The following is a 25935-nucleotide window of genomic DNA, read 5'->3' as shown; positions in this document are numbered from 1 at the left end:
TGACCGGAGAGCCAGCATCGTTCGAGGAGTGAGAGGCTGTCGGCCCCGGGAACCAGGGAAGCGCCCTGTCTATTCCCTAACCTGGCAGCGGTCTCGGTTCATCGCAAGACACAACGAGGTGCAGACCGTGTGTGGCAGAATGTCCCGATCTGGGACGGACGTCTCGCGCCTGAGCCAGCACGGCGCCACGTCCAAATACCCGTACCAGCGACAGAATTCAACCCGCAGCCAATGCCGTCACGATGGCGTCGCGAAGGCCGCACATCTCGTGCTCACCCGCATATTTATAACGAGGCCAGAAGAAGCCCTTGAGACCGTCCCTCCGACGACGCGGGACCACGTGGATGTGCACGTGGGGGACGCTCTGACTGACGCGGTTGTTGATGGCGACGAAGGAGCCCTCAGCCGAGCACGCGGACTCGATGGCGCGCGCGAGGCGCTGCGCGGTCGCGAAGAGCGGACCGACGAGCGACGCCGGAACGTCGGTGAGCACCTCGTGATGGGCGCGCGGGATGAGCAGGCAGTGGCCGGGGAAGAGCGGGCGGTGATCCAGGAACGCCATGACCTCCGGCTCGTCGAGCACGACGTGGGCCGGCGTTTCGCCCTGGGCGATGCTGCAGAACACGCAGGGGCGGGGCGGCATGGCGGGCCTCGCGCTCTTCGATGCCGCGCCACCTGCCTGGCGTCAATGCCGGGGGCGCGGGCAGCGGAGCGCGTCCGCGGTCACGCTGGGAGCGCGCGACCGTGGCCACACAGGGCGGGCGCGGCTGCGCAGGGGGCGCGCGATCAGTGGCTCGCAAGGATGTCGTCGATCGACCCGTAGGTGGCAGGCTCGCGCGTCCAGTAATCGAGGAGAAGGCCGCCGGCCGTCATCCACGCTCGGTCGAAGCGGCCGTCCTGCGACGCGACGCGCACGACGTGGTCGCCGCCGTGGAAGGCCCAGTGGCGGCCCGTGTGGTCGAAGTGGTCGATGAGCGCGCCCTGCCGCGTCTTGACGTGGAGCGCGTCGGAGGGATCGTCCCACGAGGTGTCGATGATGAGCTCGTAGACCTGCCAGATGTTGCCGGACGGGAGCACGCCCCAGTCCACCTGGACCCCGGAGTCGTTCGGGAGCCCGAAGACGAAGCAGCGGGGCATGCGCCGCGCCGCGTGCCAGAGATCGCCGTTGCGGCTCGGCTCGTGGTGGAGCGTGACCAGCGTGTCGCGCGCGAGGCCGAACGCGTCGTTGTCGCCGGGGCTGTCCCACACCCGGCGGAAGAGGTGCTGGCAGAGCTGGTCGGCCCCGGCGGAGAACCCGACGGTGAGCAGGCCCCGCTGCCGGCGCTCGTGCAGGAGGCGCCCGAACTTGCCGGGCTCTCCGTCGAACATCGCGCCGAGCTGCTTGTAGCGCCAGAGCCCCGTCGTGCTGTAGCCGCCGCCCAGGATCACCACCTCGGACGACGCGAGGTAGTGCCAGAGGACGTCGACGTCCTCCCTGCGCAGGTCGCTGCTCCAGTAGAACGGCACGTGCTCGAGGCCGAAGCGCTCGTAGAACCGGAAGAACCAGCTGAAGTTGCCGTACGCGAACTCCTGCCGCTCGCGCTCGTTGCCGTCGCGGGGCGCCTCGGACATCGGCAGGAACAGGATGCGCTTGTTGTCCCGCCCCGAGAGCGCCCGCTGCGCGATGTAGTGGTCGTGGATGAAGTTGCAGCGGTTATGGGAGCTGTAGAGCAGCGCGGTTCCTCTCATGAGGGCGCGCATCTGAGCCGCTCGCCGCGCCGCGCGTCAAGGGGCCGCTCTCGGCGGGCGGGCTCGGCGCGCCGGCGGCGAGGCGCAACGCTGGTCGGCCTCGGCCGCTCGTTGGTCGACCACGCACCGCGCGCCGCGCGCCACGCGTCAGCCGCGCCGCATCTGCTGCATCTTGCGAGGGATGGCGCCCGAGCGCATCAGCATCTCGAACGCCTCCTTTTCGAGCATCGGGTGGACGCCGCGCGGCGGGACGCCCATGGGGCTCTTCTTCTTCGTGACGAAGCCGCTCAGGTACTGCGGGTTGAGCGCGCTCAGGCTCCGCAGCGTGGTCTTCATCTGCTTCGTGTTGTTCGCCCACGCATAGGCGAACGCGCGCGAGCGGAGCAGCTGCGGCTTGAGCTCGGCGAACGCCTCGTCGTTCGGATCGAAGGTCTCGAGCAGCTCGACCGCCTTCCCGGCCTGGCCGGTCCGCGCCCACGCCTCGCCGACGATGGCGGCCATCATGGCGCGGATCCTCGGCTCCTTGTGGCGGGTCATGTCGATCTTGTCGACGAGCGCCCGCGCCTCGTCCGTCTCGCTCAGGATGAGGTGGATCATGCCGCGCTGGGCGCGCGCCTCGTCGGCCATCGGGGCCATCACCTTGTCGAGGTTGATGGTCTCCAGCGTCCGGAGCGCGGCCCGCGGGTCCTCCTGCATCTGGAGCTGCGCCTTCGCGAACGTCGCGGCCGTGTCGTCCTTCTTGAAATCCGTGTCGAGCTTGGCGATCGCGTCCTTGCGCGCCTCGGCCGAGTCGGCGGTCTGCACGATCTTCGCGACGGCGCGCGTCCGGGTCGCGAAGCGCAGCGCCCACACGATGACGCCGCCCACGATGACCGTCAGGACGCCGGCGACCGCCTTCGGCCAGATCCCCGGGATGGCCAGGGCGATGGCCCAGACGATGAGCGCCGGGATGCCGACGCGGATGGCGAGCGAGCGCGGGTTCAGCTGGGAGAGCGGGTCGGCGGGGGGCTTTCCGCCGCTGCGGAGGGCGGCGATGGCCTGCTCGCGCTGCTGCTTGGGGCTCTGCTTCTTCGGGGTGGGTTTGCCGGGGGTCTTCATCGAGGTCGTGGAGCTGATTTCCTGCGCGGGGCGCGGGGTCTCATAGCCGGCTTGCGGGGGAGCGGCCAGCGGAGGCGGACGGACGAGCCGATCGGCCCCGGGAGGGGGCTCGGGCGGTGGGGCGGCCGCGAAGCGGACGCGGGGTTCGGGGCGGAGCCCCGAGGAAAACTAGCTCGCGGCCCTGTCGGGGTCGCTGCTGCGGGCGCTGGGCTCGCCTTCGGGCTCGGGGGCGGGGACGGGCGTGGAGGCCGGGCGGGCGGTCTCGAAGCCGCGCAGCGGCGGGAGCGGCTCGATCGCGGGGGCGATGATCGGGACGCCGCGCAGCGGCGGGATCGTGGCCGTCGGATCGGCGAGGCCCAGCGTCGACTCGCGGAAGTGGAGGAAGATCGTCTGCGCGAGCGAGAGGCAGGGCACCGCGAAGAGCGCGCCGGTGATCTGGAAGAAGTGCTCGCCGACGAGCAGCGCGAGCACCACGAGGACCGGGTGGATCTTCGCCGCGTCGCCGATGATCTTCGGGTTCAGGAAGTTCGCCTCGAGCTGGTGGATGCCCACGATCCACGCGAGCACGCCGACCGCCGTGCCGAACGACTGCGTGAGGCCGATGAGGACCGCGGGGATCGAGCTCAGGATCGAGCCGAAGATCGGGATCAGCGACATCACCGCCGCGAGGACGGAGAGGATCGGCCAGTACTTGAGGTCGAAGAGCCAGAAGCCGATCGCGGAGAGGACGCCGTTGACGAGGCAGATGAGGAGCTGCCCGCGGACGACGCCGGAGAGCCCGCGGTCGAGCCGGCGCAGGAACCGATCGAACGAGTCGCGCGAGGTCGGGTGCCAGAGCTCGCGGAAGAAGCGCAGGATCTTCTCGTGCGTCAGGATGATGTAGCCGGCGAGCATCAACGTCATGAAGAGGTTGAAGATGCCGCGCGAGATGGCCGTCGCGATGGCCTGCCCGACCCGGAGGACCGCGAGCGAGTTCTCCTTCAGGTAGGTGGCCCCCTTCTCGTAGCCCTCCTGGAGCATGTTCGCGCTGGAGAGCCCGCGGTGCCTCGGGCGCGCCTGCGCGATCTGCCAGACGCCGTCGCGCGTCTCGCGGACCTCGACGTCGTCGGCGATCTGCACGTCGAACGAGCCGTCCGGCCCGGGCAAGATGCGGATCGGCGGGCGCTCGGCGCCTTCCTCTCCTCCAGCAGGGGCCGCGCTGGCGTCGTGCGGCCGCGCGGCCTGATCGGGCTCCTGTGCGGGCGCGATCGCCGGCGGCGCCGCCGCGGGCTCGCGGCCCGACCAGCGGTTGAGCCGCGCGTCGAGCGCGGGCAGGTACTCCTCGCGCAGGCGCGCGGCGAGGCGCGGGGCCTCGGTGGTGAGCGCCTTCCCCTCGGCGATGAGGCGCGGGACGCTGAGGGCGAAGAAGCCCGCGATCCCGGAGAGCACGAGCGCGTAGACGACGAGGATCGCCGCCCACCGCGGGACGCGCGCGCGCTCGAGCCGGAGGACCGCCGGCGTGAGCACGTAGGCGACCACGAGCGCGAGCACGAACGGGAGCAGCACCGCGTGGGAGACGATGAGCAGCGCCGCCGTGAGGACGGCGCTGACCGTCAGGAACACGGTGCGCTGCGAGGGGCCTTCGCTCACAGCGCCTCGCCGCGCGCGGCCCGGCCGTGGGCGCCCTCGTCGACGAGCGACGCAGGGAGGTCGGCGAAGAAGCCGAGCAGGTGGTCCCGCGTCGCCTCGAGCGCCTGCGGGACGACGCGGACGTCGGCGAGCACCGGCATGAAGTTGGTGTCGCCTGGCCAGCGCGGGACGATGTGGACGTGCAGGTGCTCGGCGATGCCGGCGCCCGCCGCGGTGCCAAGGTTGATCCCAACGTTCATGCCCTCGCACTTGAGCGCGGCGCGCAGGCGGGTCGTCGACTCGCGCACGAGGCGGAAGAGGGCCTCGTGATCGGCCGGCTCGAGCGCGTCGAGCGAGGCGACGTGCGCGTGCGGGACGATGAGGAGGTGGCCCGAGGCGAACGGGTAGCGGTTGAGCATGACGAACGCGCGGCGGGTCGTCGCCACGACCAGCCGGTCGCGCTGTTCTTGCTCGGATGCGCGGGGGATGCCGCAGAAGATGCAGTCGGCCTGGCCCTTCGGCGCAAGGATGTACTCGATGCGCCAGGGCGCCCACAGGGGGTTACCCATGTCGCGGAGACGCTAGCACGGCGGCAACGCGCGCGGGACCACCGCTCGCTCGTCGCCGCGCCGCCCTCGCATTCGCCTCGCAGCTGCCGCGCCTGCGCGCCGCAGCGCCGTCGATGCGGGCTCAGAAATGGATCGGCGTGGCGGCGAGATCGAACCAGAGCGAGAGGCCAAGCCCGGCGGAGGTGCCGAGCGCATCCCAGACGACGTCGCGGACCGAGGGGGTGCCGTGCCCGGCGGCGTCGAAGGCCTCCTTCGCCAGGCCAGCGCCGAGCGCGAGCGCGGCGCCCAGCGCGAGCCGCTGCCGGACGTCGTTCGTCGCGAGCGAACCGAGCGCGTACCCGCCGCCGGCAAGGGCCATCGACGCGCAGAAATGGCGCGCCTTGTCATCGCCGAACCACGGGTCGGCGGCCGCGGCGCGGGGGCCGTCGGCGCGGGCAGGGAGCGCGCTGAGCGCCAGGGCAGCGAGGATGGGCGCCCCGAGGGCGGAGCGCGCGAGGAGGCCTGTCATCGCGGCATCGTCCGCGGCCTCGCGGAAAAAGCAAGAGGCGAGGCCCTGGGGAGGGCCTCGCCTCTCGTCGACATCGGGTCCACACGGCGAGCCGGGGGCACCGCGGCGCCCTCGGCCCGCCGCACCTGTGACGTGCGGCGGGTGAGCGCCTGGCGCGCGGCCGCCTCAGCGACGCCGCGCGCCGATCCGCGTCACTTCAGGTCCAGCTTGGCGCCGAACTTCTCCTTGATGAGATCACCGATCGTCCCGGCCACCGGCTTGTCGTCGTCGTCCTTGCGCTTCTGCTGCTGCTGCCGGACCGGGGCGGGGCGCTCCATGCCGATGTTCTTCATCGTCAGGAAGAGCCTGCGGTCGACCGTGTCGAGCGAGGAGATCTCGGCCTTCACCTTGTCGGCGACCTTCAGCTTGCCTTCCTCGGGCTCCTGCACGTCGCTCTGCGAGATGAGGCCCTCGACGCCCTCGCGCAGCCGCACGAACACGCCGTAGTCGACGATGCTCACCACCTGGGCGTCGTCGAGGACGCGGCCGGGCGGGTACTCCGTCAGCATGCTCGGCCACGGGTCGTCCCAGAGCTGCTTGATGCCGAGGGAGACCTTCTTCTCGTCGTGGTTGATCGAGAGGATGATCGCCTCGACGTCATCGCCCTTGTGGTAGAGGTCGCTCGGGTTGTTGACGCGCACCGACCACGAGAGATCGCTCTTGTGGACCATGCCGTCGACGCCCTCCTCGATCCCGACGAAGACGCCGTAGTCGGTGAGCGACCGGACCTTGCCCGCGATCTTGTCGCCGGGGTGGTACTTGTCCGTGAACAGCATCCACGGATCGGGCTCCAGCTGCTTGAGACCGAGGCTGATGCGCTTCGCGCGCGCGTCCACCTCGAGCACCTGGCACTCGAGCTCCTGGCCCACCTCGAGCAGCTTCGACGGGTGCTTGACCTTCTTGGTCCAGCTCATCTCGCTGACGTGGATGAGGCCCTCGACGCCCGGCTCCAGCTCGACGAACGCGCCGTAGTCGGTGATCGACATGACCTTGCCGCGGACCTTCTTGCCCGCCGGATACGCCTCCTCGGCGTGGTTCCAGGGGTCCTCCTGGGTCTGCTTGAGGCCCAGGGAGACGCGCTCGGTGTCGGCGTTGTACTTGAGGACCTTCACGAGGACCTCGTCGCCGACCTGGAACACCTCGCTCGGGTGGTTCACGCGGCCCCACGACATGTCCGTGATGTGCAGGAGGCCATCGATCCCGCCGAGGTCGACGAACGCGCCGTACTCGGTGATGTTCTTGATGGTCCCCTTGACGGTCATCCCTTCCGTCAACGTCTCGAGCGTCTTGGCCTTCATCTCGTCGCGCTCGCGCTCCAGGAGCACGCGCCGCGAGAGCACGATGTTGCCGCGCTTCTTGTTGAACTTGATGACCTTGAACTTGTAGGTCTGGCCGATCAGCTTGTCCAAGTTGCGGATCGGGCGGAGATCGACCTGAGAGCCCGGGAGGAAGGCCTTCACGCCGCCGCGGATGGTGACCGAGAGGCCGCCCTTCACGCGCTGGCTGATGGTGCCCTCGATGAGCTCGTCCGCCTCGCAGGCGTTCGAGATCTCATCCCAGACCTTCATCTTGTCGGCCTTCTCCTTCGACAAGGTCACGAGGCCGTCGTCGTTCTCGCGGCTCTCGATGTAGACGTCGACCTTGTCGCCCGCCTTGACGGCGCTCTGGCCCGCGGCGTCCGCGAACTCGCGGAGCGCGATCACGCCCTCGCTCTTGCCGCCGATGTCGACCACGACGGAGTCGCGGTTCACTGCGACCACGGTGCCGGAGATGATCTCTCCTTCACGCGCGAAATCGCCCCCCTCCACGCTCTGTTCGAAGAGCGCGGCAAAGCTCTCCATGCTCGCCCCGGACGAGCCAGCCTCCATATGGATGTTACTAGTCATGTTGTTCGTTCTTGTTTCCTTTCCTTCCCTGGGATTCGCCGCGCGGGCGCAGGCGTGGACCCTAGGTGCCACGCACGAGCGGCGGAGGGGCAGGCACACGCGTACCGATGCACCCGGGCCCCTCGGGAGAGGCGAGCCTGTAGTCTGAGGAGGGGCCTCTGTCAATGCAACGACCGAGCCACTGGAGGTTTTTGTAGGTCCGGTCCGTTTTGCTGGGAAGGATGTGCCCGCCCGCCCAAAGCAGCGTGATCTCAGGGCGCGGCGCCCGGCGCTGCGGCGTCGCGCGCGGCTCGGGCGCGGTGTGCGAGCTCTGCGCAGGCGCGATCGAGGCCCTCGTGGGGCCACTTCGTCCGGATCTCGACGCGCTCTCCCTGCGCGAGGGCCTGGGCTCCCTCGAGCGCGGCGCGTGCGCCGGCGATGTCGGGGAGCAGCGCGAGCGCGAGCTTGAGGCTGCCGAGGAACGCCTGGGTGTCCGGGGCGAGCGCCGCGGCGGCCTCACCCGCAGCGGGCGCGAGGCGCATCGAGAGCTCGGGCTCCGCGCCGAGGGCGAGGGCGCCCGAGGCGTGGTCGATGCGGCGGAACAGCGCTCCGGCCCGCGGCAGCACGCCGGAGACCGCGGTGGCGGCGCCGGACCACGCGGCGCTGGTGAGCGCGAAGGTGACGGCGCCCTGCTCGGGCAGATCGAGGCGCCGCCACTCGTCTGCGTCGGGCGACGCGGGCAGCGCGGCCTTCACGATCTCGATGTCCGTGCCGAGGACGAGCGTGCCGTCGTCGGCCTGGCCGAGCACGGCGCGCGGCCCGACGAGCAGGAACTCGCCCTCGCGGCGGACGCCGGTCCAGCCCTCGTCGCGGGCGACCTTCTCCATGCCGGCGACGAAGCGGCCCTTCGGGATGCGCCCGCCCGCGAGCGCGACCCAGCTCGCGGCGTCGGTCGACGCGACGACGATCTCGCGCAGATCCGACGGGAGATCGAGGCCGGTGGCCGCCTCGATGCGCGCCTTGCGCGACGCGGTCTGGGGCGCGTCGTCGAGCAGCGGGAGGAAGTGCTGGCGCACGGGGCCGAAGAGCGCGAGGTCGGCGGTCTCGAGGCGGACCACGATGTTCGCGTCGCCCGGGATGTGCTGCCGGGCCGTCGGCACATAGCGCCAGAACAAGAGGTAGACGCCGAGCGCCGCGCCGGCGAGCAACGCGGCGAGCGCGATCGCGACCACGAGGCACGCGGCCCCGCGGGGGCGGCCCGGGCGCTGCGGGGCGGCGGGGGCGCCCTCGCCGGGCGGCGCGGGGCGCGCGTCTGCGGGGTCGCCCTCGGGCGCGGGCGCGGGGTCGCCCTCGGGCGCGGGCGCGGCGAGGTCGTCGGTCACGGTCGGTCGGATCGGTTCTTCGATCAGGGTGTCAGGCATCGGCTTAGCCCGGCGAGCGCCCGGACAGCAGGGCGAGCACGAGGGGCGCAGGGAAGAGCCAGCGGAGCCGCACGGTGCTCTCCACCTGCTCGATCGAGAGCTCCTTCATGAGATCTGCGTAACGTACATCCTCGACGTTGTCGCGGAACACCTCGAGGAACCGGCGGGCGCGCGCCGCGCCGGCCGCGTCGACGCCGACGAGCTCCACGTCGAGGCGCACCCCTTCGTCGTGGAGGGACGCCACGCCGCGGACCCGCGCGACGCCCGCGACGAGCGCGCCGATCGACGGGAAGCGCCGCGCGAGGTAGGGGGGGAGCCGGCGCGCGCGCAGGTCGAGGCTCACGAGCCCCTCGGCGGCCGGGTCGCCGCGGCGCGCGTCGGGGCCGTCACGGAGGAGGCGCGCGACGCTGCTCACCTCGACCGCCGACACGAGCGCGACCGCGCGATCGCCGAGCGCGATGATCCGCGCCGTGTCGGCGCGCGATCCCGCGACGCCGCCGCGGCGGTCGAAGACGGCGACGCCGTCCCGCGCCGCCGGCGCCGGCTCCCAGCGGCCGGGATCGGGCGTGAGCCCGGCCATCCGGCCCTCGAGGACGACTACGCGATCGCCCTCCTCGAGATCGGCGAGCCGCAGGCCGAGCCAGACGACGTCGGCGCGCTGGAGGGCGCTCTCCAGCGCCTCGTCGGGGACCTCGTCGAGCGCGCGGCGGGCGAGCTCGTCCGATGCCGCCTGGCCCAGCCCGTCGCGCATGCGGGCGACGTCGACGCGCACGACGAGATCGAGATCGGCCGGGAGCAGATCGGCCGGCTCGATGCGCCGGACGACGCGCGGGCCGGCCGGGCTCGCCGCGTCGCGCGCGGGGGGGCCGCCGCCCGCGTCCCCGCAGGCCGGGAGCCCGAGCGCCATCAGGGCGGCGGCGGCGACGGCGGCGGCGCGGACCTCAGCCGCCGCGCGCACGGAGCTCCACGAGGGTCGCCATCTCGTCGATGATCTCCTGCGGGCTCCGGTGCCCGGAGTCGACGAGGATCGCGTCCTCGGCCTTGCGGAGCGGCGCGACGGCGCGCTCGCTGTCGGCCTTGTCGCGGCGGAGCACGTCGGAGAGCGTCGCCTCGAAGCTGACGGGCATGCCGCGCGCGACGAGCTCGTCGTACCGCCGCTTCGCGCGGATCTCGGCCGGCGCCGTCAGGAAGAACTTCACCTCGGCGTCCGGGAACACCACGGTGCCGATGTCGCGCCCCTCGAGCACCACGCCGCCGCCCGCGCCGGCCTGCCGCTGCATCGCGAGCAGCGCCTGGCGCACGGCGGGGATGGCCGAGACCCGGCTCGCGCCGAGGCTGATCTCGGGCGCGCGGATCGCGCTGGAGACGTCCTCGCCGTCGAGCAGCACGCGCATGCCGCTGCCGCCAAGGCCCGACTGGGCCGGGGCGTTCGCGGGCGGGGGGGCGGAGGAGTCGGGCGGCATGCCGTGCGGGCTCCGCTCCAGCGCGATGCGCCCGCCGCGCGCGAGATCCTCGGCGAGCGCGCCGATCTCGCCCTCCTCTTCCCACGTGAGGCTCGCGCGGCGGGCCGCGAGCGCGACGGCGCGGTAGATCGCGCCGGTGTCGACGAGCAGGTAGCCGAGCCGCTCGGCGAGCCCACGCGCCACCGTGCCCTTGCCGGCGCCGGCCGGTCCGTCGATCGCGACGCGCAGCCGCCGGGGCTCGCCCCGGGCCGGGAGGTGGTGCGCGTCGTCCTGTCGTTGTCGTTCGGTCACCTGCGCTCCTCCTCCTCTCTCGCTCACCATCGCGCGCTCACGCGGCGCGGGCGCCCTCGACCTCGATGCGCGCGCCCAGGGCGCGCAGCGTCCCGACGAAGAGGGGAAAGCTGGTCGCGATGCAGCCCGCGTCGCGGACGCGCGTGGGACCGCCGGCGGCGAGCCCGAGCACGGCGGCCGTCATCGCGATGCGGTGATCGCCGCGGCTGTCGACGTCGGCCGCGTCGAGCGGCCGGTCGGGCCTGCCCTCGACGAGGAGCCCGTCGGTGCGCTCCTCGCAGCGCAGGCCGAAGGCGCCGAGCACGGACGCCATCGCCGCGATGCGATCGGTCTCCTGCGCGCGCAGCTCCCGCGCGTCGAACACCTCGGTGAGGCCGCGCGCCCGCGCGCCGAGGCCGAGCAGGATCGGCAGCTCGTCGATGGCGCGCGACGCGAGCTCGCCGCCCGCGCGCCCGGCGCGGAGGCCGGCGCCGGAGGAGGCGGGCGCGACGTGGACGTCGCCGGTGGGCTCGCCGAGGGCCTCTCCCTTGATCTCGACGGCGACGCCGCCATCCATGTCGCGCAGCACCTCGAGCAGCCCGGTGCGCGTCGGGTTGAGGCCCACGCGCCGCGCGGTCACGCGGCTCCCCGGCACGATCTGCGCGGCGGCGACGAGGAACGCGGCCGCGGAGAGGTCGCCGGGCACGTCGAGCTCGAACGCAGGGAGCGCGCCGGAGAAGCGGGCCGCGTCGAGGCAGACCATCGCGCCGACCGAGTCGATCGGCACGCCGAGCGCGGTGAGCATGCGCTCGGTGTGATCGCGCGAGACGATCGGCTCGCGCACGAACGTCGGGCCGTCGGCGTAGAGGCCGGAGAGGAGGAGGGCGCTCTTCACCTGGTCGCACGGGACGGGGATCTCGTGCTCAATCGACGAGAGCACGTGCGGCTCGGGGAGCGGCCCGACGTCGAGCGGCGCCGTGATCTCGCCGATCTTGCGCGGATCGAGCTGCCCCTCGATGCGCCCGCCGCGGAGCCGGAGCGGCTTCGCGACGCGCTCCATGGGGCGGCGCGAGAGCGACGGGTCGCCGACGAGCCGCGCGGCGAAGCGCTGGGCGACGAGGATGCCCGCGAGGAGGCGCATCGTGGTGCCGGAGTTGCCGCAGTCGATGGGGCCGTCGGGGGCGCGGAGGCCGGAGAGCCCGGCGCCGTGGACGACGAGGTCGCCCGGCGACGGCTCCTCGACGCGGACGCCCATGGCGCGCAGCGCGCCCACGGTCGAGAGGACGTCGCCGCCGAGCGTCCCGCCCCGGATGCGGCTCTGCCCGGTGGCGAGCGCGGCGAGGAGGAGCGCTCGGTGGGCGATGCTCTTGTCCGCAGGGACCGGCACGCTCCCGATGAGCGGCCGCTCCGCCGGGTGGACGATGAGGTCGGGCACGGGTTGCCGTGTAGCAGAACGGCGGGCGCAGGCACAGCGGGCGAGGCGCCGAGGGCGCAGCGCGTGCGGCGGGACGGCGCGGGCGCAGCGCGTGCGGCGGGACGGCGCGGGCGCCTCGATGGTAGGGTCGCCGCGTCGCAGCGGGGATCAACAGGAGGCGGAGGCGGCATGGACGGGGCAGTGGACGTGGCGGCGCGCGTGGCGGTTCGGCTCGGCGCGATCCCGGGCGTGGTGGCGGTCGTGCTGGGCGGATCGCGCGCTCGTGGCGCGGGCCACCCGGACTCGGACGTCGATCTGGGCATCTATTACGAGCCCGAGAGCCCGCCCGACCTCGCGGCGCTGCGCGCGCTCGCGCGGGAGCTCTGCGCGGGCGGGGCCGAGGGCGAGGTGGCGCCGCTCGCGCGGGAGCTCCACGGGAGCGCCGCCGAGGACGTCGTCACGCCGCCCGGCGCCTGGGGGCCCTGGATCAACGGCGGCGCGTGGCTGGAGATCGAGGGGCACCGGGTCGACTGGCTCTACCGGGATCTCGCGCGGGTGCGGCGCGTGATCGCGGAGTGCCGGGCGGGGCAGGTGACGTGCGACTACCAGCCCGGTCACCCGCACGGCTTCCTCAGCGCCAACTACCTGGCCGATATCCACGACTGCCGGCCGCTCTACGATCCGGAGGGCGCGCTGGCCCCGCTGAAGGCGCTCGTGACGCCGTATCCGCCGGCCTTGCGGAGGACGCTCCTCGAGAGGTTCCTGTGGGAGGCCGGCTTCGCCATCGACACCGCGAAGAAGGCCGGGCGGCGCGGCGACGTGTTCTACGTGAGCGGCTGCCTGTTCCGCGCCGCGGCCTGCCTGGTGCAGGCGCTGTTCGCGCTGAACGAGCGCTACCTCTCGAACGAGAAGGGAGCCGTGCCGAGGACGCGGTCGCTCTCGCGGTGCCCCCAGGGCTTCGCCGACAGGGTGGAGGCGGCGCTCGCCGCGCCCGGCGAGGGCGCGGAGGCGCTGCTCGCGAGCCTCGGGCGCATGGAGGCGATCGCGCGCGAGGTGCGCGACCTGTGCCGAGGGGACGAGCCGAGCTGGTAGCATCCGCCGCGACGATCGCGGAGGGCGCCGCGGGGGCGGGCCCGGCGGCGCGCCGAGCGAGGACGAGGAGCCATGGAGTCGATCAAGCTGGAGCACGGTCCGTCGGAGGAGCAGCTGGCGAAGCTCGGGGCGCGCGGCTGGCCCATCTGGACGAAGGAGGTGTCGACCTTCTCGTGGCACTACGACGAGCGGGAGATCTGCTACCTGCTCGAGGGCGACGTGGTCGTGACGCCCGCGGAGGGCGGCGGCGCGCCGGTGCGGATCCAGGCGGGGGATCTGGTGACGTTCCCCGCGGGGCTGAGCTGCACCTGGGAGGTGCGCTCGCCGGTGCGGAAGCACTACCGGTTCGGCTGAGCGGCGGTTTCGCGGCGCCGGGCGCCACGCGAGCGCCTGCTGCAGGCACGGCCGAAGGGCCTGGGATGGGCTGCGGGCGGTGAGCTCAGATCGACACCGCTTCCGCGCAAGCGGACAGTCGCGCACCCGGTAGCGGGCGGCGAAAAAAGACGGTTTCCCACTGTGGGGTGGAGGGTGGCCGAGCGGGTAGGGTGTCTTGTTTCGCGCGCCCTGGTGCGGGGGTTTGAGGGGAGCGCGGAGGCTCCGAGCGCCAGGCTCCGGTGCCGTCGAGGGAATGGTCGTTTGTTGTCGCCGGCGGAGCGGCGCCATGTCGTTTGCCGGCGCCGGCTCGCGCCGCGCGGTCGGCGGCGCGCCTGCGACCGCGCTGGTCGGCTCGGACCCGACTTGCGGGGGGCGAGCGAAGGGCCTGAGGTGCTCACCATCGCCTGGCAGTGAAATCGCGATAGGGCATGAGAATTTTGGGTCGCGATCTGCAATGCACACAAATCGCGATAGGGCATGAGAATTTCTGTCCGTGATCTGTAATGCGCGCGCACGCGGAAATTCGGTCCATTGAGGATTCAAAGCGCAAGGAGATCCATGGTAGTCAACCTCTGCGCGAGGCATAGATGCCGCCCGGCCGAGGCTGGGCGGGAAAAGTGATGCTGTGCCGGACTAGGCCAGCGCGGCATCCAGGCCCCCGCGTTGGGCCGAGGTGAACCTTGCTGCGTTCTGCGCTGGTCGTCTGTTGGTCGCATGTGGCCGCCGTAGCGATGTTCCTCCTCGGGCTCCAGTCGGCGTTTGCCGCGTCGCCGCCGCCACGGTCGCCGCGCGTGACAGCTTTGATCAAGGAGGCAGAGGGCGCCCTGGACCGGCTCGACATCGCGCGCGCTCGCGACCTGTGGGCGCAGATCTACGATATCGAGCGTTCCACGGTGGGGATTTGCCAGCTCGGGCAGCTCGACCGCCGACTCAGGCGCTGGGTGGACGCCGTGATGGAGCTCACGCAGTGTGTGCAGGAGATGCGCCCGCCGGCCACGCCCAGGGAGCGGCGGCTCCACGACACGCGGCATGCGGACCTGGCGGCGGCGCGGCTCGAGGTGGCGCAGCTCCACGTGTTCGCGCCCGCCGGGGCGGCGCCCGTGATCGTGGACGGGCGCCTCGTGGACGAGAGCGGTCAGATCTACGTGGCGCCTGGGCAGCATGAGGTCATGGCGATGTTGCCGGATGGCCGCAAGGTACGCTCCACGGTGCACGTCACCGCGAGAGAATCGCGCGTCGTCCTCCTGAGCGCCGAACCGGCGAGCGTGCGCTCGGTCGCTCCGTTGAAGGCGACGCCGGCGGGCGCGCTCACACGACCAGCAGGTCCCCCAGCACCGTGGCTTCTTTATACAGGCTCCGCTGCGTCTGGCGCGCTCCTGGTGTCTGGGATTGTGCTGCACATCGTGGCATCGACTGAGAACAGCGCTCTGAGGGCCGAGATGTGCAGGCTCGAGTGGGAGGAGAACAGCGAGACGCGAAGCGCGATGCGCGCGATCGATGTAGAGCAGCACCTCAGCACGGCAGCCCTCGTCGCTGGTAGCGTGCTCGGGGCCGCGACGCTCGCGATCGCGGTGCTGCCGAGCGGCCCCCAGGTCCGCGCAAGCGCGGGCGGCGCGGAGGTGCGGTTCTCGTGGTAGAGCCTGGTACCATCTGGGAAGGGCACCGGATCCTCAGCGAGGTTCACAATGGCATGGTCCGCACGTTCCTCGCCCAACAGGTGGGCGGTGAGGGCGCCGCCGTCTGGCTGCACTTGCGCGAGGGCCAGACGATCGACCGGACGGCCTTCGCTTCGGAGCTCCAGCGCTTGCAGGAAGTCGGACGAGCGGTCCCGCAGGTCGAGCCTGTGCTCTACGGAGATGCGGGCGGCGTCTCTGCCTGGGTCGCGTGCAAGCGAAGTCATGGGATCAGCATCAGAGATGCCACGCGCGGTGCCGATCTCGGATCCACCGCGCTGCACATGGTGATCGAGATTGCTCTGGCGATCCAGCGGTGTCACGCGCTGGGCTGGTGCCATGGGGCGTTTGGTCCAGACCGCGTGTTCATCACGTCGAATCGAGATTACAGCATCAGCCAGTTCGGCCTCGTCCGGCTGTTCCGGATCGAGCCGCACGAGGCCGCGCTGGAGCCGCTCGTGGCGCCTCCTGAGCTCCTTCGCGGCGACCGGGTGGGGCCCCGGGCTGACGTCTACGGCCTCGGGACCCTGCTGTACGAGCTCGTCTGTCGTCGCCCGCTCGACGTCGGCCACCCAGGTGTGCTGGGGGCACAACGGGACAAGCCTGCGATCCCCATCGACATTCCGCGTGCCGTGGCTGCCGCCATCGAGATGGCTCTGGAAGAGGAGCCGCGCAGTAGGTACAGGAGCGTCGACCACTTCATCACGGTGCTCGAGGGCCTCGCGGAGTCATGGCCCACGCTGGACCGGGCACCGTGCCGGAGCGAAGAGCACGCCCCCGTCACCGGCGCGGCGCCGTCGACCTTGCGCAGCTCCCATCTGGAGAGTCCGTGTGCGCCAGCGCCCGTGACTGAAGCGTCGGGCACCCGGCCGTCCGAGAGAGGGCCGTTGGCGGCGCCATCGAATGAGGATGAGCTTCTGCTGTTGCAGGTCCCTCCGCTCGACGTGCCATCGCCGACGGCGCCCGCATCGAAGGAGCCCGTCCTGCCGCCGCTCTCACTCGGCCGAGAGCCTGGGCGAGAGCTCATGATGGCCGGGAGCGGCCCTGGCGGTACGTCGCCCCGGAAGCTCGCGAGCCGCGTCGCCGTCTCGCTTGCTGCGACGGCCACGCTATGCGCAGGCGCTCTCTGGCTTGCGGGCCTGACGACGACGGCGCTCCGCGCGGAGAAGCTGGAGACGGTGCTGGTGGAGCGGTCGTCGCCGCTGCGTGAGCCGCAGCGTTTGCCGTCGCCGGAAGGTTCAGCGAGGGCCGCCCCGACGGAAGCGGATAGCCGCTCGCGTGTTGCGCTCTCGCAGCGAGCAGGCGCGACGCTGAAGGCCGAACGGCGCCGGCCGTACTGCGAGGACGGCGATTTCAGCTGTGGTCCTGCGTTGTATTAGGAGGGCTTCTGTCGATGCGATGCGTTCTTCTGTTCATCGCCGTGAGCGCTGGGGTAGGTTGCGCCCCGGATCGCGACTGCCCCGGCCGAGGTCCCCGCGAGGGATACCCAGCCGTATGGCTCTGGAAGGGTGCGCAGAACGAGGCGCACGACTGCGTGGAAGATACGGATGTCCTCTGGAACGGATGGCAGAAAGATACCTCTACCGCGCCGGCGTCGCCGACGTTCGCACGTGCTTGTGCCGGCGTTGTTCGAAGCGATATTCCGGAGGGCTATACCCTCTGTGTGATCCCCAGCCTGGTGGACGATGTCTGCTGGGAGGGATATGAGGACAGAACAACGTATGTTGAAGAGGATGGAGAAGAACACGAGATGTGCTGCACCCCCACGGGGATGCCGCCGACGGTGACCGCTCAAAGCTACGACGGATGCACGACATGAGCGACGGGGGCGCTGGTGTCCTCAGGCGTGCTTGCCGGCTCCTGTTCTGGGCTGCCGTCAGCGCCTCGAGCAGCGGGTGTATCCCTGATCCCGAGGTTGCGGGGAAGGTCACCGTCTCGCGGGGCGGCGAAGCGCTGGTGATCGACACCGGCGACGACGGTACGAGGGCCGTGGACGCAAGCGACGATGTTTCAGGGTGGTGCATCGTGCGCGATCAAGGTGAGCTGAGCGTGGCGGTCGCGAAGGATGGCGCCTCGCTTTCCTTCTTCGACGTGATGGACGAGCCCGGCTCCCCTCACACATCCGCGAAGATCGACGGAGAACTGTACCAGGGGGCTTGCGAGATCATCATCGAGGGTCTGCAAGATGACCCGTACGAGGCCGACGTGTCGGCGGGGCCGTGCGACCTGATCCGGCTCTTCGACGGTGTAAAGGCGCGCCTGGAGACGGCGGTATTTCACGTCTCGGACTGCAGCGGGGCCGATTAGGCGGACGGGCTCTCCCAGGGCTATTGTGCCAGCGGTGGCGTCCGTTGGCGGCGGTTGACTACCAGAAGATTCGACCCGCTGCCGCCGGCTCCACGCTGACGCCGGACCACGCGAGCGTCCTGACGAAGCGGACACCGCACGTCGCCACGATTGCCACATGCTGCGTCGATAGATAGGCCGCGCCGGCCTCCATGGCCGGGAAGAATCCAAGATAACGCAGGCACAACCCCCATGCGTTGCACACAGGGATGCGCCCGAAGTCGAGCCGCGCCGCGAACTCGAAGGACACCGGCGCACGGAACGGCCTGCCCCGGACGGCCGCCGTGGGGCCGGTCAGCACGCCGAGCCAGTGCGCGTCGCCGCCCAGACCGAAGAGGCCCACGTCGGCGCCGATGCCGATGTCCACGGCGTTGCGGACGGGCCATCGGCGCAAGCCGGTGACCGATGGCATGATGCCGCCCGTCGCGCGCGTGGCACGCGACCCCAGCACGACGTAGGTCGCCTTGACGTCGATCTCCCAGCGCGGCGGCGCGCTCTCTTCCGCCCGCGCGACCGCGGGCAGGAGCGACAGCGCGACGAGCCCGGCGCGCGACCCCGTCCGAGCGCTACCTGCCCATCGCCGGCGGACCATCGTCGGCCTGCGCCTTCCTTCGAGCGGCGCGGACCGCCGCAAGCCAGTGCGCCCGGTCGGGGTCGCTGTCCCACGGTGGGGCGTCCCGGTAGAGCGCATCCCAGTATTCCCATACTGCTGCCTCGGCCGTCGCCGGCTCGCTCTCGCCCTCGGGCGCGTCCTCGACACGGTCCACGAGAGAATACCAGGGTTCCTTGGCGAAGGCGTCCACGCTACGCCACGGTCCAGCAGGCCCGCTGCCGAAGCGTCCATCGCTGCTCTGGAGATAGCCTTCATAGGCGCTCTGCGCCAGGGCATTTCTCCGGCATTGATTCACCCACAGCATGCACGTTTCACGGTACAGCGCTGCCCAGAGGCGGTCCTCCTCCGGCACGTCATCTCGCCATGCGATCGCATACAGCGCTCGCAGCTCCTGCTCGCGTGCCGCAAGCTCCTTCGGATCGTCCGGAACCGGCAGCGCCCTGATGGCCCGCTCGCGCGCGGCGCTCGGACCGGGAAGCGCGGGCGCCGCAATATCCCAGATCGCGGGAGGCTCCAGCATCGGGTGGATGAGCCTCGTCAGCGTCCTCGGTCTTCCACGGCGGCCGATCCGAAATCCCCTCCGAAAGGCGCGGAGCGCCTCGGCTCGGATCTCCGCGGCCGTATCGTCGGACGTCAGCGTTCGCCAGAAATAGGTCCTGTGGAGGCGCGGCATGGGATCCTCCGCCGCACGCTCGCTCGCGCCGGGGCGCATCTGTTTGGCGGTCTCGATCATCGCAAAACAAGCGCTTTTGACGGCCTCCAGCAGCATGGGCCAGGGTGGCGCGGGCTCTCCGCCGAAGCGGCCATGGCGGTTCTGGAGATCCGCTGCATTCGCCTTGTGGCCGATGTCAGCGTGTCCGGGAACGTCAAGCCATCTGCTGAATTTCTTGCGATACGGCTCCGCCCATGCGTGGTCTTCCTCGGGCAGGCCATCGTCCCACGCCTCTGCGCACAGCTGGCCGAGATTCTCGAGGTGCCATTTCCAGAGATCGGGGCTCTTGGTCGTGAACAGGCCGTATCCGTAGCCTGCCTCCTGCACTGCGAGCATTCCAGGGTGCTTCGCCAGCCACCTCATGGCCGATCTCCAGGCTGTCCTCCCGTCGGGTCCGTGGGCTGTCCGCCGGTCGGGTCCGTGGGCGTGGGCGGGCATCCCCAGCCTGGCCCCGCGCCGAGCGGGCAGAGGAGAGGGACGAGCCGAGGAAAGGCCCATCCAGGAGGCGGCGCGGGTAGCGCGATCAGGGTATTGATGATGTCGTCCATGTCGACCGCGTCGGGGTCGGTGAGCTCGGCCGGTACCTTGTCCGGTTCGTAGCGGAAGTCCCATACGAACCGGCACTCGACGGTCGCTCCGCCCGGGATCGGCAGGCTGTTCATGAGATCAGTTTTTCTGATTTGACGCTGCAGCGCTTCCCATTCGTCCTTGCACATCAGGTAGGTCACCATGAAAGGTTCCTCGATGAGACAGACGCGCATGTCTGCGACAATATAGGACGGCTCCTGGTCGGCCCACTCGGTCCACTGACCGCCAGCTTGGTAGCGGCACTGGAGTTTGCCCATTTGATCTCCCGGTGGCCTGCCCTGAAGCCAGTCGAGGGCCGCGGCGTTCATGCCTAGCCTCTTGAGCCTCGATATTTCTTGGAGTGGCATTGACGCGAGCTGGTGTCTCAGCTCGTCGCGATCGCTGGGATCCACGATGGAGCAGCCGCAGGCAAACACGACGAGCAGAACGCCGCGCCGATGATTCATCGGTTTCCCCTCCCTGATTCACCGATCCACGTACCCGCAGACGGTGGCCGACCCTACCAGTGGTCGCCGCCGCCGGTCAAGCCGCGACGGACCATCTGGAGGACGCTGACCGGCGCCCAAGCGCCGCCACTGGCCAGGGTCTCGCGTTTGAAGAAGTGCAGTGACGGTGCCGAACAGTCGGCCCAACATCGCCGGGTCGAGGAAGCCCGCCCGACCCGCCCTTCATCAGCAGCGCAGAGTTGCGCCGTTCTTTCGAGCGCGGCTCGGCGAACGCTCGCGCCGCTCGACCCAGGTTGAGAGAGCACGAACTCGGGGCCGTCCACCGCGGAACTCCGGATCCATCGCCCCGGGTCTCGACTAAAATATGACCCCATGGGCATTTTTATCGCTCCGGTCTCTGGTGATATCGTCCCAGGCGTAAGCGTCGGGTTTGGGGCGGTGGCGCCACTCTGGCACGGGGGTGTAGCGTGGTCCTCTCGCGCCCGTGTGAGCTCGCTCAGGAACAGCGGCGCCCGCAGGTACGCATCGGGAAGGCGCGGCGCGGGGATGGCTTGATGCTCACCGCCTGTCCATGGAATCCTGCGCGCATGAAGCTGCCTCTGAAAGCCATGGCGGCCATTGCGGTCACCGTGATCGCCCTTGGCTGCTCGATCGTGGACCCCGACGATCGCGACGAACTCAGACGACGGATCGCGGCGCTGCCGGCCGATGTGCTATCGGACTTGCAAAAAAGGAAATTGAACACCAATGCGCTGAAGTGGCTGCTGACCTACAAGACGGACCACAACGATCAGGTGGGCAAGCTCCAGTGCCGGCTGAAGGCCGGCGGCACCTGGAGCGGCTGGAACGACCAGGAGCCGACGTACACCGTCGAGGACTTGATCCAGTGTCTCCTTGGAGGAGGAAATATCGCCGTGACCTACATGATGTGTGCCGACGAATTTCAAGGGCGGGGCAATGCGGCCATGAATCTCAAGATCCTGCACGAGGAGCAGGTGCCGGGCGTGACGCAGGTCGAGTGCAGGTTCGTGTGGGATTTTCGTTACGAGCCGGAGAAGGTGCCGTCCGACCTGACGAACCCCAGATCGATCACAGTCGATGAGCTGATCGACTGGCTTATCTCGCTCCCGGCGCCACCTCCGGGATTTGCTGCCCCTCAGCTCGTCCCGCTCCTCTGCCCGCTCGGCGCTGGACCAGGCTGGGGGTGCCCACCTCGGCCGACAGACGTTCCGGGCGAGCAACCCACCGACCCGACGGGCGGTGAGCCAGGGGATCATCCATGAAGCTCAAAACGTCGCGCATGTGTTTCCTCATGCGGCGCATCGATGTCGAGGCGGGCACGGCGAGTTGCCTATTTTCGCCCCAGGAACTTTGGGGTCGGAACATGGACCTTGAGTTTCTGGGCAGGCTGTGCGCCGAAGCATGGCACGACGACCTGCCCGAGGCGGACCGAGCATGGGCCGAAGCGCATCGCGAGAAATTCGGGAGGTGGGTCGACGATTCGCGGCCCGAGGCCATCCGCCCGACGGTGGACGCGGGCTCTCCCGAGAGCCTCACGGGCAGGTTCGACAAGGAGCCCGCTCCGCCATGGCCGATGCTGCTCGAAGCCGTCAAGAGCGCGTTTTTTGCGTTCGTCGTCGACTTCGGGCAGACGGTCGCGGGTGAGGGCGAGGGCGCGACGGGCGATCCGACAGCGCGTCTCCACCGGACGTCCGTCTGGCGGGCGCTGGCGGTCGACGACGCCCCCGAGGTGGACCGGCCCTCGGCGCTCCGCGCCTTTCAGAGGGGGTTTCGGCGCGGGCGCCGCGGGCTCCCGAGATCCATGACGAGGCCCATCCGCCCGGTGGTGGATGTTGCGCGGTCCTGGACGTTTAGGGCGCATCCTCTCCCCGGACCGAGCGCGGCGCGCAACCGAGCCCTCGCGGACGCGTTGCGTCACACGACGGTTCTCAAGGAGTCGGCTGTGCTCCTGCAGGAACTGCGCGATCTCTATGCGAGCGCCTGGCGAGACGACGTGCCGGAGGAGGACCGCGAATGGGCCGAGTCCTACCGGCACTCCTGCGTGGACGAGGTCAACCGTCGCCGGCGAGACGCCGTGGCCCAGAGCGCGTACGAGGGCTTTCTCCAGAGCAGCGACGGGCTCTTCGATGGACAACCCGCAAGGCCGTGGCCGAACCTGAGAGGCTACGACTCGGACCCATGGCGCGCTCTCGTGGATGCCGTCGAGGACGCGCCCGAAGGCGAGAGCGAGCTCGCGACCGCCGAGGCGGCAGCGCGCGAATTCTGGGACTCGCTCTACCGGGAGGCCCCGCCGTGGGACAGCGACCCGGCCAAGGTGCACTGGCTCGCGGCGGTCCGCGCCGCGCGACGAAAGGGGCTGTCCGGCGATGTTCCGGCGGACGGGGGGGCGTAGCGCTCACGATGTTCCGCCGGACGGGGGGGCGTAGCGCTCCCGGACTCCCATTTGCTTTTGGCACGGAACTGCCGCTCCCTCCGCCCCGGGTCTCGACTAAAATAAGACCCCATGCGCCGTTTTCATCGCTCCGGTGGGATCGTTTTCTCCATGAAGAGCGCTCGCGCGCTCGCGCGCGCCGCCGGGGTGCTCGGCGCCGTGCTCTGCGCGGCGTGCGCTGCAGACCCCGAAGGCCCGCCGCCCGAGATCTCGGTCGGCACGGTCGACGGCACGGACGCCGTGCTCGCCCTCGTGCGCGGCGAGGGCGCGGTGACGCTCTACGTCTGCGGGGGCGTGAGCAGCTACGCGACCATGACCCGGTGGTTCGAGGGACCGGAGGACCCGAGCGGCGCGTTCTCGCTCGAGAGCGACGGGTGGACGGCGACCGCCGATCCGGGCGGCGAATCCGGGCGGCTGCGCACGCCGGAGGGCGCGGAGCTCGCCTTTCGCGCGCGTCCCGCGGCGCTCGACCGCATCGAGGGCCTCTACGCGGCGGTCGACGGCGGCTGCCGCACCGGCGCCGTCGTCTTCACGCCCGACGACACCGAGGCGCCCGCGCTCCAGGGCACCTGGTGCGGCGCCGGCGATCTCTATGCCCAGGTGACGCCGATCCGCCCGCTGTCGGTGCTCGACCGGCGCGGGATCGAGGTGCAGGTCGAGCTCAGCGGCGCACGGAAGAAGCTGCTCGTGACCCCGCTCGTGCGACCCTGAGCCCCGCCGCATCTCCGCCGTCCCGCCGCGTCTCTGCCGTCGTCCCACCGCGCCCGTCCCGCCGCATCCCTGCCGTCCGCCCGCTCCGGCGTTGAATCCAGGCCCCGTCCGATCGAAGGTCGGCGCATGGCGGACGCAGCTCGGCCGCGGAGGCGGCACCTTGCCCTGCCCGCGTCGCGCTTCATCGGCCGGGAGGGCGAGCTCGTCGCGATCGCCGAGCTGCTCCGGCGCGGCGAACGGCTCGTCACCCTCTGGGGCCCGGCCGGCATGGGCAAGACGCGGCTCGCCCTGGAGCTCGCCAGCCGCTGGGCCGAGGCGCACGCCGGCGAGGCCGTGTGGCTCTGCGAGCTCACCGCCTGCCGCGACCTGCGCGCCGTCTGCGGCGCGGTCGCGCGCGCGATCGGGGCGCAGGTCGCGGCAGGACGCCGGGAAGCGACGCTCGTCGAGCGGATCGGCCGCGCCCTCGCGACCGAGGGGCCGGCGCTGCTCGTGCTCGACAACCTGGAGCAGGTGCTCGAGCAGGCCGCGCCGGCCCTCGACGCGTGGGTGCGCGCGGCGCCCGAGCTCCGCTTCCTCGCGACGTCGCGCGAGCGCACCCGCCTGACAGGGGAGATCAGCTACGAGCTCGGCCCCCTCGGCCTCCCCGCGGAGGGCTCGACCGAGCGCAGCGCGGCCGTGGCGCTCTTCCTCGATCGCGCCGCGGCCCACCGCGCTTCCGCGCCGCCGCCGCCGCCCGGCGACGAGCACCTCGCCGACGTCGCCGCGCTGGTGCGGCGGCTCGAGGGCATTCCGCTCGCTATCGAGCTCGCCGCGGCGCGCGAGGGCGTGCTCGGCGTGCGCGGCCTGCTCGCGCGGCTCGGGAGCCGGCTCGACCTGCTCGCGGGCGCGGCGCGCGGCAGGGAGGCGCGGCAGGCGACGCTGCGCAGCGCGATCGAGTGGTCGTGGGATCTCCTCGAGGACCGCGAGCGACGGGCGCTCGCCTGCTGCTCCGCCTTCCACGGGCCGTTCACGCTCGCGGCGGCCGCCGCCGTCCTCGCGGAGCCCGACGCCGCCGCGATCGATCGGATCGAGGCGCTGCGCGACAAGTCGCTGCTCCGCGCGGCGCCCCCGAGGAGCGACGGGGCGACGCGCTTCGCGCTCTACGAGGTGGTGCGAGAGCTCGCCGCCGAGAAGCTCGCCGAGCGCGGGGAGCGCGAGGCCGCGATCGAGCGGCACGCGGCGTTCTACCTGGCCGCCGGCGAGGCGGCGGCCGCGGACTTCGAGCGGCGCGGCGCGCTCGACGCGCTCAACCGCATCGCCGGCGATCTGGAGGAGCTGCTCGCCGTCGCCGAGGGCGCGCTCGCCCTGGCGACGGCCCCTCGCGCCGGCTCCGAGGCGGCGGCCGAGCGCGCGCTGCGGGCGCTCTGCGCCATCGAGCCCGTGCTCAGCACCCGCGGCCCGTTCGGGGCGCAGCTCGAGCTGCTCGACCGGGCGCTCGCGGCGGCCGAGGCGCTCGCGGCCGATCCGCGCGTCGTGGCCCGCGCGCTCGCGGCGCGGGGGCGCGCGCGGCGGCTCCGAGGGCAGGCGGAGGCCGCGCTAGAGGACCTCGAGCGCGCCCGGGCGCAGGCGGCGGCGCTCGGCGCAGGGGCGCTCCTCTCGGGGATCCTCGCGGACCTCGGCGTGCTCCACCACGGCCGGCGCGACATGGAGCGCGCGCGCGACCACTACGCGCAGGCGCTCGCGCTCCACCGCGCCCTCGGCGACCGCCGCGCCGAGGGGCGGGTGCTCGGCAACCTCGGCGCGCTCCACCACGACGAGCGCCGCGAGGGCGAGGCCGCCGCCTACTACGAGCAGGCGATCGCGATCGCGGCGGAGATCGGCGACGGCCGGATGGAGGGCATCTTCTCGACGAACGCCGGCCTGCTCGAGCAGGAGCGCGGGGCGCCCGCGCAGGCGCGGCGGCGCTACGAGCGCGCGGCCGCGATCCTCGGCGAGGTGGGTGATCTCCGGCTGCTCGCGATCACGCTCGGCAACCTCGGCGCGCTCCACCACGAGGAGGGGCGCCTCGCCGATGCGCGCGCGTGCCACGGCCGCGCGGTGGGGCTGCTCCGCGAGGTCGGGGACCGCCGCTCCGAGGGGATCGCCCTCTGCCGCCTCGGGGCGGCGCTCGCGTCGGTCGGCGAGGTGGAGGAGGCGCGGCGCGCGATCGAGCCCGCGGAGCGGCTGCTCGCGCAGCTCGGGGACGAGCCTGACGTGGAGCTCGCGCGGGTGGCGTCCGGCTTCGTCGACCTCGCGCTCGCCCAGGCGGCGCGCCGCGCCGGGCGGGGGGAGGAGGCGGCGGCGCACGCGGGCGAGGCGCGACGCAGGATCGCGCGCGCCCGGGAGGGATCGCCGTCGAGCGCGAGCCGATCCGACGACGTGCGGCTGCTGCTCCGGATCCTGGAGCGCAGCCTTGCGGCGCTGGGCGGCCCGCCCGAGGCGCGGGCGGAGGGCGAGCTCCTCCTGACGGAGGGGGCGCGCTTCGTCCGCCCGCCGGGCGGCGGCTGGCACGACCTGCGCGAGCGCCACGCGGCGCGGCGCCTGCTGCACGCGCTGGCCGAGCAGCAGCGGTCTGCGCCCGGCCGAGGGCTCTCCCTGGCCGCGCTGAAGGAGGCGGGGTGGCCCGGCGAGCGGATCTTGCCGGAGGCGGCGGCGAACCGGATCTACGTGGCGATGAACCAGCTGCGGAAGCTCGGGATGAAGCCGTGGCTCCGGAGAGACGCAGACGGGTACTCGCTGGATCCGGCGCTGCCGGTCCACTACGTGGCGGTGGAGCCGGCCGCGGGGGGAGGGGGCGAGTCGCGCGGGGGGGAGACGGGCGAGGGCGGGGGGGAGCGGCGGTAGGGGGCCTGCAGAATGGATGGGAGAGCAAGGGCGGGGGAGCCGCGGGAGGGCGCGCGAGTCGGTTTAAGGGGGGATTAAGGGG

24 protein-coding genes are annotated in these 25935 nt (G+C 71.7%); 10 read left to right on the top strand and 14 right to left on the bottom strand.

Annotation, left to right across the window (positions count from 1 at the left end; genetic code table 11):
- Positions 1–217: 217 nt before the first annotated feature.
- From WMF11_RS38440 to aroA, 11 genes are all read right to left on the bottom strand, one after another.
- Positions 218–643, bottom strand: a complete 426-nt coding sequence (locus WMF11_RS38440) for an HIT family protein (RefSeq protein WP_437974323.1) — start codon at positions 641–643, stop codon at positions 218–220.
- A 143-nt stretch (positions 644–786) separates the two neighbouring features.
- Positions 787–1728 (bottom strand): hypothetical protein, encoded by a 942-nt coding sequence (locus WMF11_RS38435; protein ID WP_437544636.1) that lies wholly within the window; start codon positions 1726–1728, stop codon positions 787–789.
- Between the two features lie 147 nt (positions 1729–1875).
- Positions 1876–2826, bottom strand: a complete 951-nt coding sequence (locus WMF11_RS38430; protein WP_437544634.1) for a hypothetical protein — start codon at positions 2824–2826, stop codon at positions 1876–1878.
- Positions 2827–2994: 168 nt separating this feature from the next.
- Positions 2995–4455, bottom strand: coding sequence for an AI-2E family transporter (locus WMF11_RS38425; protein ID WP_437974322.1), 1461 nt, complete (start codon positions 4453–4455; stop codon positions 2995–2997).
- Positions 4452–5003: an HIT family protein gene (locus WMF11_RS38420; RefSeq protein WP_437974321.1), complete on the bottom strand. Its 552-nt coding sequence runs from the start codon at positions 5001–5003 to the stop codon at positions 4452–4454. Before WMF11_RS38420 ends, WMF11_RS38425 begins: the two co-directional genes overlap by 4 nt.
- Positions 5004–5124: 121 nt before the next feature.
- Positions 5125–5511 (bottom strand): hypothetical protein, encoded by a 387-nt coding sequence (locus tag WMF11_RS38415; protein ID WP_437904120.1) that lies wholly within the window; start codon positions 5509–5511, stop codon positions 5125–5127.
- Positions 5512–5702: 191 nt separating this feature from the next.
- Positions 5703–7508 carry a 30S ribosomal protein S1 gene (locus tag WMF11_RS38410; RefSeq protein WP_437904119.1) on the bottom strand — a complete coding sequence of 602 codons (1806 nt, stop codon included), beginning with the start codon at positions 7506–7508 and terminating at the stop codon, positions 5703–5705.
- Between the two features lie 179 nt (positions 7509–7687).
- Positions 7688–8836, bottom strand: coding sequence for a hypothetical protein (locus WMF11_RS38405; RefSeq protein WP_437974320.1), 1149 nt, complete (start codon positions 8834–8836; stop codon positions 7688–7690).
- Positions 8837–8840: 4 nt separating this feature from the next.
- Entirely contained in the window at positions 8841–9794 is a 954-nt protein-coding gene (locus WMF11_RS38400; protein WP_437904116.1) for a hypothetical protein, read from the bottom strand.
- Entirely contained in the window at positions 9778–10590 is an 813-nt protein-coding gene (gene cmk, locus WMF11_RS38395; protein WP_437904115.1) for a (d)CMP kinase, read from the bottom strand. The genes WMF11_RS38400 and cmk overlap by 17 nt, the downstream gene beginning before the upstream one ends.
- A gap of 37 nt (positions 10591–10627) precedes the next feature.
- Positions 10628–12004, bottom strand: a complete 1377-nt coding sequence (gene aroA, locus WMF11_RS38390) for a 3-phosphoshikimate 1-carboxyvinyltransferase (protein WP_437904114.1) — start codon at positions 12002–12004, stop codon at positions 10628–10630.
- Between the two features lie 168 nt (positions 12005–12172).
- Here aroA and WMF11_RS38385 point away from each other — a divergent pair, with 168 nt between their 5' ends.
- The 6 genes from WMF11_RS38385 to WMF11_RS38360 all read left to right on the top strand — a co-directional run bounded on the left by WMF11_RS38385 (position 12173) and on the right by WMF11_RS38360 (position 17430).
- The gene (locus WMF11_RS38385; protein ID WP_437974319.1) at positions 12173–13075 is read left to right on the top strand and encodes a nucleotidyltransferase domain-containing protein; all 903 of its coding nucleotides are present in this window, start codon (positions 12173–12175) and stop codon (positions 13073–13075) included.
- 72 nt (positions 13076–13147) lie between these two features.
- Complete coding sequence (locus tag WMF11_RS38380; protein ID WP_437525076.1) at positions 13148–13429, top strand: cupin domain-containing protein; 282 nt, start codon at positions 13148–13150, stop codon at positions 13427–13429.
- An 812-nt stretch (positions 13430–14241) separates the two neighbouring features.
- Positions 14242–15087, top strand: a complete 846-nt coding sequence (locus tag WMF11_RS38375; RefSeq protein ID WP_437974318.1) for a hypothetical protein — start codon at positions 14242–14244, stop codon at positions 15085–15087.
- The gene (locus tag WMF11_RS38370) at positions 15081–16502 is read left to right on the top strand and encodes a serine/threonine protein kinase (protein WP_437974317.1); all 1422 of its coding nucleotides are present in this window, start codon (positions 15081–15083) and stop codon (positions 16500–16502) included. The genes WMF11_RS38375 and WMF11_RS38370 overlap by 7 nt, the downstream gene beginning before the upstream one ends.
- Before the next feature lie 155 nt (positions 16503–16657).
- Positions 16658–16942: a hypothetical protein gene (locus WMF11_RS38365; RefSeq protein ID WP_437974316.1), complete on the top strand. Its 285-nt coding sequence runs from the start codon at positions 16658–16660 to the stop codon at positions 16940–16942.
- Positions 16939–17430: a hypothetical protein gene (locus WMF11_RS38360; protein ID WP_437974315.1), complete on the top strand. Its 492-nt coding sequence runs from the start codon at positions 16939–16941 to the stop codon at positions 17428–17430. The genes WMF11_RS38365 and WMF11_RS38360 overlap by 4 nt, the downstream gene beginning before the upstream one ends.
- A 58-nt stretch (positions 17431–17488) precedes the next feature.
- On the opposite strand, the gene WMF11_RS38355 is transcribed toward WMF11_RS38360, so the two are convergent.
- Genes WMF11_RS38355 through WMF11_RS38345 form a run of 3 tightly spaced genes read right to left on the bottom strand, consistent with a single transcriptional unit; the run spans position 17489 to position 19828 of the window.
- Positions 17489–18061 carry a hypothetical protein gene (locus tag WMF11_RS38355; RefSeq protein ID WP_437974314.1) on the bottom strand — a complete coding sequence of 191 codons (573 nt, stop codon included), beginning with the start codon at positions 18059–18061 and terminating at the stop codon, positions 17489–17491.
- A complete protein-coding gene (locus tag WMF11_RS38350) occupies positions 18036–19130 on the bottom strand; it encodes a hypothetical protein (RefSeq protein WP_437979378.1) in 1095 nt (364 codons plus the stop codon). The genes WMF11_RS38355 and WMF11_RS38350 overlap by 26 nt, the downstream gene beginning before the upstream one ends.
- Positions 19131–19153: 23 nt before the next feature.
- Entirely contained in the window at positions 19154–19828 is a 675-nt protein-coding gene (locus tag WMF11_RS38345) for a hypothetical protein (protein ID WP_437974313.1), read from the bottom strand.
- Between the two features lie 587 nt (positions 19829–20415).
- Here WMF11_RS38345 and WMF11_RS38340 point away from each other — a divergent pair.
- The 4 genes from WMF11_RS38340 (at position 20416) to WMF11_RS38325 (ending at position 25853) form a co-directional block, all read left to right on the top strand.
- Complete coding sequence (locus tag WMF11_RS38340) at positions 20416–21111, top strand: hypothetical protein (RefSeq protein ID WP_437974312.1); 696 nt, start codon at positions 20416–20418, stop codon at positions 21109–21111.
- Entirely contained in the window at positions 21108–22241 is a 1134-nt protein-coding gene (locus WMF11_RS38335) for a hypothetical protein (protein WP_437974311.1), read from the top strand. Before WMF11_RS38340 ends, WMF11_RS38335 begins: the two co-directional genes overlap by 4 nt.
- A gap of 150 nt (positions 22242–22391) precedes the next feature.
- Positions 22392–22991: a hypothetical protein gene (locus WMF11_RS38330; protein ID WP_437974310.1), complete on the top strand. Its 600-nt coding sequence runs from the start codon at positions 22392–22394 to the stop codon at positions 22989–22991.
- A 126-nt stretch (positions 22992–23117) separates the two neighbouring features.
- Positions 23118–25853, top strand: coding sequence for an ATP-binding protein (locus tag WMF11_RS38325; protein ID WP_437974309.1), 2736 nt, complete (start codon positions 23118–23120; stop codon positions 25851–25853).
- Positions 25854–25935 lie beyond the last annotated feature (82 nt).

Source organism: Sorangium sp. So ce295 (genome assembly GCF_051527405.1).
Taxonomy (GTDB): domain Bacteria; phylum Myxococcota_A; class Polyangia; order Polyangiales; family Polyangiaceae; genus Sorangium; species Sorangium cellulosum_B.
This window is presented reverse-complemented; position numbering and strand designations above follow the sequence as displayed.